Raw genomic sequence first — 420 nt, 5'->3', positions numbered from 1 at the left:
CGATCACGCGCCGCTCGATGCATTGGCTGCGTTTGGCGGCTTCGAAATTGCCACCCTGGTCGGCGCGGTGCTGCAGGCGGCGGAAGAGCGGCGCGTGATCGTGGTCGATGGATTCATCGCGAGCGCGGCGGTGCTGGTGGCGCAGGCACTGCAGCCGCACGTGGCCCAGCGCTGCGTGGCCGCGCACAGCTCGGCGGAACCGGGGCATGCGCTGTTGTTGAAGCATCTCGGGCTGGAGCCGTTGCTGAATCTCGACTTGCGCCTGGGCGAAGGCTCTGGCGGCGCGCTGGCCTGGCCGCTGCTCGAATCGGCCTGCCGCATCCTGCGCGAAATGGCGAGCTTCGAGGCGGCGGGCGTGTCTCGCAAGGGCGGCTGAACTTCATGAACGGCGTTCCCCACTACCTGCTGGCCCTGCAATTC

The 420-nt window shown here is 68.3% G+C and carries 1 protein-coding gene; it reads left to right on the top strand.

The window, feature by feature from the left end; genetic code table 11:
• On the top strand, nucleotides 1-376 hold a 376-nt coding region (locus K6M89_RS30620; RefSeq protein WP_222141862.1), incomplete at its 5' end, for a nicotinate-nucleotide--dimethylbenzimidazole phosphoribosyltransferase.
• Between the last annotated feature and the right edge of the window lie 44 nt (nucleotides 377-420).

It is taken from the genome of Rhizobium croatiense (genome assembly GCF_019793465.1).
Lineage (GTDB): Bacteria > Pseudomonadota > Alphaproteobacteria > Rhizobiales > Rhizobiaceae > Rhizobium > Rhizobium croatiense.
This window is presented reverse-complemented; position numbering and strand designations above follow the sequence as displayed.